At 45.9% G+C, this 8,874-nt stretch carries 8 protein-coding genes; 1 reads left to right on the forward strand and 7 read right to left on the reverse strand.

The genetic code is table 11. The annotated features are described in order from the left end of the window. Positions 1-392 precede the first annotated feature (392 nt). Entirely contained in the window at positions 393-1,856 is a 1,464-nt protein-coding gene (wbaP, locus tag ASN89_RS26690) for an undecaprenyl-phosphate galactose phosphotransferase WbaP (protein ID WP_046684451.1), read from the forward strand. A gap of 485 nt (positions 1,857-2,341) precedes the next feature. Here the strand turns inward: wbaP and ASN89_RS26695 are convergent, their stop codons facing one another. The 7 genes from ASN89_RS26695 to ASN89_RS29620 all read right to left on the reverse strand — a co-directional run. Further along, complete coding sequence (locus ASN89_RS26695; RefSeq protein WP_046684452.1) at positions 2,342-3,367, reverse strand: acyltransferase family protein; 1,026 nt, start codon at positions 3,365-3,367, stop codon at positions 2,342-2,344. Between the two features lie 2 nt (positions 3,368-3,369). Continuing rightward, positions 3,370-4,083: a hypothetical protein gene (locus ASN89_RS26700; protein ID WP_058051351.1), complete on the reverse strand. Its 714-nt coding sequence runs from the start codon at positions 4,081-4,083 to the stop codon at positions 3,370-3,372. Positions 4,084-4,092: 9 nt separating this feature from the next. Beyond that, positions 4,093-5,469, reverse strand: coding sequence for a hypothetical protein (locus ASN89_RS26705; RefSeq protein ID WP_152988712.1), 1,377 nt, complete (start codon positions 5,467-5,469; stop codon positions 4,093-4,095). Further along, positions 5,456-6,463: a hypothetical protein gene (locus ASN89_RS26710; RefSeq protein WP_152988713.1), complete on the reverse strand. Its 1,008-nt coding sequence runs from the start codon at positions 6,461-6,463 to the stop codon at positions 5,456-5,458. Before ASN89_RS26710 ends, ASN89_RS26705 begins: the two co-directional genes overlap by 14 nt. Positions 6,464-6,537: 74 nt before the next feature. Beyond that, the gene (locus ASN89_RS26715) at positions 6,538-7,581 is read right to left on the reverse strand and encodes a glycosyltransferase (protein WP_082654775.1); all 1,044 of its coding nucleotides are present in this window, start codon (positions 7,579-7,581) and stop codon (positions 6,538-6,540) included. Between the two features lie 308 nt (positions 7,582-7,889). Then, complete coding sequence (locus tag ASN89_RS26720) at positions 7,890-8,618, reverse strand: glycosyltransferase (RefSeq protein WP_161911805.1); 729 nt, start codon at positions 8,616-8,618, stop codon at positions 7,890-7,892. After that, positions 8,608-8,874, reverse strand: a 267-nt coding sequence (locus ASN89_RS29620) for a hypothetical protein (protein ID WP_235502097.1), incomplete at its 5' end; no start/stop codon positions are given. The genes ASN89_RS29620 and ASN89_RS26720, both read right to left, overlap by 11 nt.

An 8,874-nucleotide genomic window follows, 5' to 3' on the forward strand; every position in this document is an offset into this window, starting at 1 on the left:
ATAAAGAAAATTATAAAGAGACAACTGAATCATGATGCATTGATTGAAAATTGTTTTCAATAAAATTCCCGCAAGGAAACAATTTTTAACTTAATTACAATTTATAAAACAATGACAGCTACCACACGACCTGTTCCGCTGCCATGAAATATGGCCGTAAAAGATACAAGGTTTGAGATCGAGCGCCATTTTGATAGACTACATTGACAACCTAATACATTTCCATGTTTTTGGTTATTAAATTAATTTACCAATAAGTTAAAAAATTTACACGAAATCGTTCTATCTAGAATTATGAGGACTTGGTTTGGTCCGACAATCCTGCGCAATAGGAAATTTAAATCTCTTTTTTAGCAGTTCACACTGAAGTTTATAAGGTTTAGCAAGTAATCATGAAAGTTATCGAAGGAATTTTTCTACAAGAGGTAAAGTGGTACTGTGGTAGCAAGGCGGAAAAGTATTTTCTCACTATTTCTGATGCACTTGCACTGTTAGCCGCATTCTGGTTTGCCAGCCTGTGGACACTTGACGCTTCCGGACTCAATAATTGGGGCTTGGATACATCACGATTGCTCAGTTACTGCCTGCTCTCGCTGATTACCTTGAGCATCTTCAAATTGAAGGGACATCATGTCAAACGCCGGCCATATTCTAACGAAATCAAGGAAGTCCTGAAAGTTGTCATGGTCATGGGTTTGATCGATGCAGCACTGGTGTTCCTGGGCAAACGTGAATCTTCGCGCGCAGCCCTTCTCGCTACCTGGTTGATCGTGCCCTGCTGCGTTTTGCTGCTGCGCGGAATCGTCAAGTATCTGCTGATGAAAGTGGGTGGATGGATACGTCCCATGGTCATCATTGGCTGGGGCGAGAATGCCTTACAGACCGCCCGTGCCTTCGATGAAGAAGCACTGATGGGTTATCGTCTGATAGCTTTCCTGATTCCCCAGGGGCAGGAATGTTTTGAACATGGCTATCTCAATCGCAATCGCCAAGCCGTACCGTGCATTGCATTGGGAGAAGATCCGGAACAGACGATCAAAATGCTGGGAGATCCGCACGCCGTCGTTGCCCTCGAGCAGGGTGGTATTGATGCCTATCAGGGCATGATTCAACAAATCAGCCGCCGCGTAGAAAACATGCAAGTGGTACCTGCTGTACGTGGGCTTCCCCTGTACGGCATGGAAGTCAATCATTTCTTCACACATGAAGTCTTGTTGTTGACAATGCGCAATAACTTGGCACGGCCAGGCTTGCAATTTATTAAGCGCTGCTTTGACCTGACAGCATCAATCGCTGTAATAATTATCGGTTCCCCCATTTTGCTTTGGATAGCCGCGAAAGTACTGGCATCGGGTCGTCCCGTTTTCTATGGTCACAAACGCGTCGGCCAAAATGGCAAGCATTTCCTTTGCTACAAATTCCGCACGATGGCAGTGAATGCCGATGTACTGCTGAAAGAATTGCTGGAGCGCGATCCGGAAGCACGCGCCGAATGGGATCGCGATTTCAAGCTAAAAAATGACCCGCGCATCACGCCAATCGGTCATTTCCTGCGAAAAACCAGCTTGGATGAATTGCCTCAATTGTGGAATGTGCTCAAAGGCGAAATGAGCTTGGTTGGTCCTCGCCCCGTAGTTGATGCCGAGTTGGAACGCTATGGCAACCAGGTCGACTACTATCTGGAAGCAAAACCAGGTGTGACAGGATTATGGCAAGTCAGCGGCAGAAACGATGTCAGCTACGATACGCGCGTTTATCTCGATGCATGGTATGTCAAGAACTGGTCTTTATTCAATGACATCGTAATCTTGCTGAAAACGGTTAAGGTCATCTTCAAGAAAGATGGCGCGTATTAAACCGATGCATCATCGGTCTCAGTAACTGACGGAGCCGGCCAGACTGGCTCCCAGAGTGTGCCGCATTACTGATATAGCACCACGCTGTCTGGATACAGATAGCGCGGGCCAGCTTCTACAAAAGCCCCGGCACAAACCGGGCACACGGGGCTTGCACGAGCTACTCGACGAAGAGCAGCCAATCCCGGCACGTGGATGTACAACGTTCAACCGCATCACATTGTATCCAAGGGGACGGCTTCCCGTGCCCCGCTTTCCATCCCCGAACATATCGACACGCTTTGAAGAGCCCCCTTATGGTCGCGGTATCTCCACGCGCAGTATGCCGCACTCAGTACAGCTACCGACGACACGCCATCATGTAGCGTTTTGCGTCGACAATCATGCCATGGGAAACAGCCCAACTGCCGCTCCATGACGAAGGGTGGTCATTTTTCAGCAGTCGTGCAGTGAGATATTCCGGCAGCGTAAACTTTAACTTGCCGCTATTTCTTTTCCAGTTTCTCATATGAAAGATTAGCAATGAGAATTGCGATTGCCATATAGGCAAGCAGACCTATGCTGCCGGCGAATGTGGGCAATGAAAGGAAGCTTTCGCCATCATGTTGAATGAATTGACTTGCCCCGACAACAGCATGCAGTATCTTCGCAAAGATTACCGAGAAAATGAAGTGCCACAGATAAAGTGAATATGATATGTCACCAAGAAACATCATACCCCGCTGCGGAGCGGTGATATATGAATTAAATCTGACCAAAAATACAATTATCAAGCAAAATAACAGGAATACTTTGATATCTGTCTGAAATTGCAAGAAAAACATTGTACCGAACATCAGTGCGAAGAATCCCGCCAGCCAGACAAGGCCCTTTTCTTTATATGCCAGATGTACCAGGCAGATCAGTACTCCCGTGTAGAAGCCGGCAATACAGCGCACCAATGCTCCCATGCCCGAGACCACATTAAACGAGGAGTTACTTGATTCGAAAGTAATAAGTGCGGCGCCAGAGATAGCCATTGCCATCAAAATTCGAAGGTAACGGTTCTTCACAGCAAGGAACGACAGTGCGAATATGAAATATGTCCACACTTCGACCATGATGCTCCAAGCGATGGGATTTGCCTTAAATATACCATCCTCGTACAAGAAATCCAGAGCAAACACATAGCGAAACGATGATAGCGAGATGTCATGCAGCGATATCGGATCCTTCTTGGCTGCATAAAAAACACAAAATGCAATTAACCATACTGCGCCAGATAAATAATATACCTTGGCTAGCCGAAAAAAACGCTTCTTGATAAAACTGGAAAAATCGGAAATATTATTCAGAAACGACTCATATCGCAGGCAAATTACAAAACCTGACAGGATGAAAAATAAATCGACACACAGGTACAAATTGCGCACAATAGGATTAAACGCCAGTGGCCAGGTCCAGTAGGCGTGCAGAATCACCACCATCAAAGCCGCGATGCCTCGGATTACATGAAGTCCAGGAAACCACATATTTATTTTCTATCCATTAAAAAACAATTCAAATCATCCGCACTCGGCAAGTATATTGAAAACTTACTGAGCACCTTGGATATGATTTTCAAGGCAATCCGCGACATCTTGTTCTTATACAGTGCTAGCAGGCCGGGAACGCGTATCACACGAGGAAAATAATCCTCAATATCCTGCAGTGCATAACACTCTAGCGTTTTATTATATTTTGATGAAGCACCCTCGACTATTTTTTGCCGGAGTTCATCAACATTTCCTATCGCAATTTTTTTGCACTCTGCAGGCAAAATAACGGCCTTGCTATTTTTGAAAATATCATGCCATCCGCCAAACTCACGAATATTCCCCAAGCGAATAATTACCGATAAAATATCCGTCCGGCTCTGCAAAATCTGTTCAGCGAGGCGTTTCCTTTGAGTATATGGTCCTTGGCTGGGGAAAATTGTCGACTCCGGGAATGCCGCAGAAATGGAAGAAATCAGAACAATTCTGGTATTCGAGTTCGGAGGTATGCGCGAGAGCAAGTCGATAAATGCAGAACGAGTATTCTCTATCGAAGGCGGATCAGAAAATATCACTATCATTCCGTCCAATACCTCGGGTAACTTCCCGCTACCGGTGGGGCGCAACGTAAAATGGCCTCCTGGGGCATTTAAAGCGACCAGGGATGCGAGCCTGGAATTGGCTCCAACAATCTTAAGTTCTTCGATACTCATAGACTTTCCTTATAATTTTCGAGCAACCGCGGCATAACCTGCGGCAAGAGAAACAATCCCTTGGTTATACACACTGGTAAAAGAAAACCTGGAACAGTCTGCAATAATTATTTTGTCGAGTATCCCATTCTCATCGTCCTTCAAATTCGATCCGGTTCCCACGAACTGAGCGCCAGAAATGACCGAATCGCTAATTTGTGCCTGATCGAATGGAGCGTGGACAGCGCTATCCATGCCCAAGATGCTGCACATACCACTCCAGGCTTGCTCGATCGCCCGTACGATATCGGCTCTCGGAGTATTCAAGGCAACTCTATCCGGCAAGATGCGTCCTTCATGTGAACGCAATGATACGGTGGCATGCACTAAACTATGCTCAAGTGGCAATTCAATACCCCATAGGTACGCCACCATTTCGAGTCCTGTCATCGGATTTTTTGCCAAGAGAAGAAGCTTATCTGTACGCGATAAAGCATTAACGCCGATGAATTTTCCGAATCGTCGTCCTGAACGGGGAAAATCCGGATTACTGACGCGTCGGAACGAGAAGAGGACATCTGCCATTTTGCTATCGCTAATTTTTACGGAAAATTTCATGCTCGTATGATATTTTCCACCATCCGATTTCACGGCTTCATTGGACAAATTGGCAACCCGCTTGGAGGGCACAACCCCTGCAAATACGTGGTAATGATCAGAGAAAGCCAGCGATGGCAGTTTCAACAACTTCCTGAGCAGAATTCCTGACCCTAATACCCCGGCAGCTAGAATCAGGCGGCCAACGTGGAACACTTTGAAACCGGCCTCTCCTGCACATAAGACCTCAAGGCGGCCATTTATCTCCCGGATATCGACCACCGCATATGGCGCTAATTGATAACGCTTGAAATGCTTGCCCACCGCGTAAAAATCATCAGCAGTCAGCTCATAACGGCTTCTTGGCACATAAATCTGGCGCAACGGACTTTCCGGCACGTCGCGGTTAGACTCACTGACCTTGACAACATGAGAGAGGGCCCTGAACAGTTGATTGGAGTGGCCCGAAGCCGCGGTCAATACACGATCCAGATGCGGTAAGAGATCCGTGGCATTTTCAATGCCATCTTCCGGGCAAAGCATTTCATCGTGACGATTTGGCACAAAAAGTCCCCCATGCCACAACTTGGTCGTACCACCGGCCCCAAATGCTCTAACTTGCGGCAAACCCAGTTCTGCGGCAATGCTGGGTGATCCAAATCCTCCATCCAGCCAGGAGCCTGATCCAAGTTTACTGAGCAGCGCTCCTGACACCTGAATAACGGATGCCGTCTTCTCTTTGCTCAACCCGCATAGGGCGGCAAATGCAGCAGGTCCGGCACCTACAATCATATAATCAGCTTCTTGCATTTTTTTTTGCCCAAATCAATGACATAAAGTAGAAAAATGGAAATATGAATGCCGCCCAGATAAGCTCGATCTTAACAAAAGCAGCCAGCAGCATAATGCTATTCAGTCCCAATATCAGAAACAATCTATATCCCCTGCTATTAAGCAAGCCTTTCAGACCGGATAGACAGGATAGCCAAAAAGAGTACGGCAGCGTAAAGCAAAGGACAACAAAAAGCTGCAGTGGTATATTGGGAGAACCATACGCGACTAATGGCACAAGAAATACACCGAGCGCCGTGCTGAAAAGTGCCGCATATTTTATCAATTTCGTCAGGCGGTCTGAATGAATCACCAGAATTACATTATAAGCAGCGCTTGACAATTGGGATGCAAGAACAAAAATAGGGTCGATTGCTCCGGAAGGAAATGGAAAAGCAAATGGCAATCTAAAGAAATAATTTGAAAAAGTAATAGGGTAGCCGAATTTTATGCCATTAAAGAAGTTGCGACCGGCATGGCTTGTCCGGTTTTCTTCCTTCATACTGCGCAAAGTCGTCGCGACACCAATTTTCTGAAGGAAAAATATGCACAGTGCCTTGCATGGGATTTCAAGCAGGGAAAAAATCAGGACAAACAAAATACTATTCGTCGCAAGCCATAAAAATACCGACGCCAACGCAGCCAGATGAAACGAAATTTCAATTTTTGCCAACTGAGAAAATTTTAGACGCGGGAAGAAATGGCTATAAAATGGAATCAAAGTGGCAGAAAGAAGGGCGGATAACGCGATAAAAATTGACTGAACAACACTTGCCTTCATCAAGTATAAAACCAGAATCGTGAGCGCCGCCACCGGCAATGAAAACTGTAATCGCGAGGCGGAGACTTTTATGGCGTCTTGAAAGTTCTGCTCCTTTTTGTACAACCCATCAGTTGGAAAAATGACATTATAGACTTCCACACAAATGACATAACGGCTCAATACCATCACATAAGTGATAGCATCCGGCATGCTGAGCCATCGAATGGAAATCAGTAATAGTATCGGTCTGAGGATACCAACAACGCGAAATATTAACGGATACATTACAGAAACTCTTTATAAAGAATTTCAGTTCTGCGAATCTGGAGGTCCTGAGAATAATTTTGTGCCGTCAATCTGCCTTGATGTACACGCGCTGTGATAGGCAAGCCGTCGCGGATCAGAGGCACGATGCGGGCCGCGCACTCTTCCGGCAGGTGGAACAGTACGCCAGGAGTGCCATCGAGTATCAAGGCTCGTGTACCGGGTGTGTTGCGCAACACCAGCTGGCAGCCGGCGATACCCGCCTTGATGGAGGCGACACTAAAGCCCTCATATTGCGAGGTCGCTAAAAATATCTGGCTTTGGGACAATACCTGCTCGACTTCATGTTCGCTCACATATCCCAGCCAGGTAACTTTATCACTCAGCCCTGCACGTCCTGCTGCACCAAGCCAGGCGATCCTGGCATTGGGTAGTTGTTGCAATACAAGTTCAGCGATATTGGAGAACTGCTCCAGATCTTTCTGTTCGCTGTCGCGTCCTATACCAATGATGTCGTATGTGAATCCAGCATTTTTTTGCAGCAGCTCCTCAAAGACGCGGATAACCCGATCCGGCACTCCGTTGGGAATAGTGATCACGCGAGTTTTTCCGCCAAAATATGCCGCTTCATCTTTGGAGCAAGCAATCACGCAACGGGCAAGCATAGAGGTGATTTTTTCCAGTCGTCGAATGATACGCAACTTCATGCTAGGAGCTGGCATCATCATCGGCGAAGCATGCGGAGAATAAATCACCGGCAGTTTGAGCCCGAGCGCCGCCAGTACGCCCAGCAGACCTGCATATGACGAATGCAAATGGATGATTTTGGGATCAAATTCCTTGATCCTGGCCCTTAATACGAGAAGAAACTTGAAAAATTTAATTGGATGAAATGTTCTCTCATAATCAGGGATGCAGGTGCACAAATGGCGCTGATTCAAATCGGCACGCAACTCCCCCAAAAATAGCGCCTGAGATCCATCGCGGCTCAACAACGTGTCAATGACAGCAGGAACGCCTCCATCGAGACAATCTGAAACATGCAAAATTTCTGTTCTATTCATAAACACTTAAATTTTATCAACCAAGGCAACTGTACAAACCGGCAGGGTCTGGAAGACCTATCACACGGTTAAAATTTCTAAAAAACAAAAATATAGCCGATCGGCAATGTATTTTGACACAGGAGAACTAGTTTCTGAAATTTCCCGCTGGATCAACGGAAAATTTCTGCTACGTCGTATATCTGAAATATGCGATGATGTAGAAACGGACATTCGATGATTTCGGCGACGGAACTGCCAAATACACCAAGAGCACTGCCATAATCAATATGGCAATGCCTTTTTAGTCGACGTGATTCTTAAAAAAATTATGCCAGTCGCAATTTGCAAAGCATGAAACGTATCGTACTGACAAACATGCCGACAGCATATGCGGCGCCTTTGCCAGAAATGAATGCATAAGATTGAATGGCGAGCACACCGAGAATTTTATTTTTCTTTCCAGAACTCATCGCATTACCATGCAGGCGATAAATATAGTAATTATCCTGAAAAAAAGCAGGAGCGCCAAAGGTGCTTCTGAGGCGAATACTTAGCTCGTAGTCTTCCGCATACCCCCCCCACTTATAGCCTCCGACCTGAATGAATTTATCACGCGGTATTACCAGCGTTGCCCCCGTATATGGATGCTTATACCAGAGTGCAGCGTTCGGCTGTTTGGACAGGCGCGCCGACATACTGGGCTGCAATGGATTACCCTCGGCATCTATATTTTTGGTGCCGCTATAGGCGTAGACTTCTTTGCGCAGTATGCCGGTGGAGATCTCAGCCATTAGTCGCTGCACATACGAACGCTCAAGAATGTCATCAGAATCAAAGAAGGTGATGAATTTAGCACTTGCCGACTCGACACCTCTATTACGGGCATACCCAAGGCCGCCCAATGCCGCATGTATAACCTTATCAAAATTGTCCGCAATACTTTGTCGCGGAATATATCCACCATTAGTGACAAGGATCTTCTCTACAGGAATATCTTTACAGGCCGCAGATAAGGAATCAAATGCAGCATCCATGAATGGGTTGTCACTGTTCATGCAGACTATTATTGAAATTAATGGCGCTTGGTGAATCACGTAATGCCCTTCCAATAAAATAGGCAGTTAAAATTTCGAAACCGGTAAATTGAATAAAATTGACCATCGCAATGGACAGCAAACAAACATACAGGCCAATATCATGTTTTTTCTTGGCCGACTTGATTGCATTGATCATTAACAAGACATAAGAAAACAATCCCAAAACTCCCATTTCGACCAGAATTTGAAGATAGACATTATGAAAATTATCTTC

The sequence above is a fragment of the Janthinobacterium sp. Ant5-2-1 genome (assembly GCF_001445815.1).
GTDB lineage: Bacteria > Pseudomonadota > Gammaproteobacteria > Burkholderiales > Burkholderiaceae_D > Janthinobacterium > Janthinobacterium lividum_E.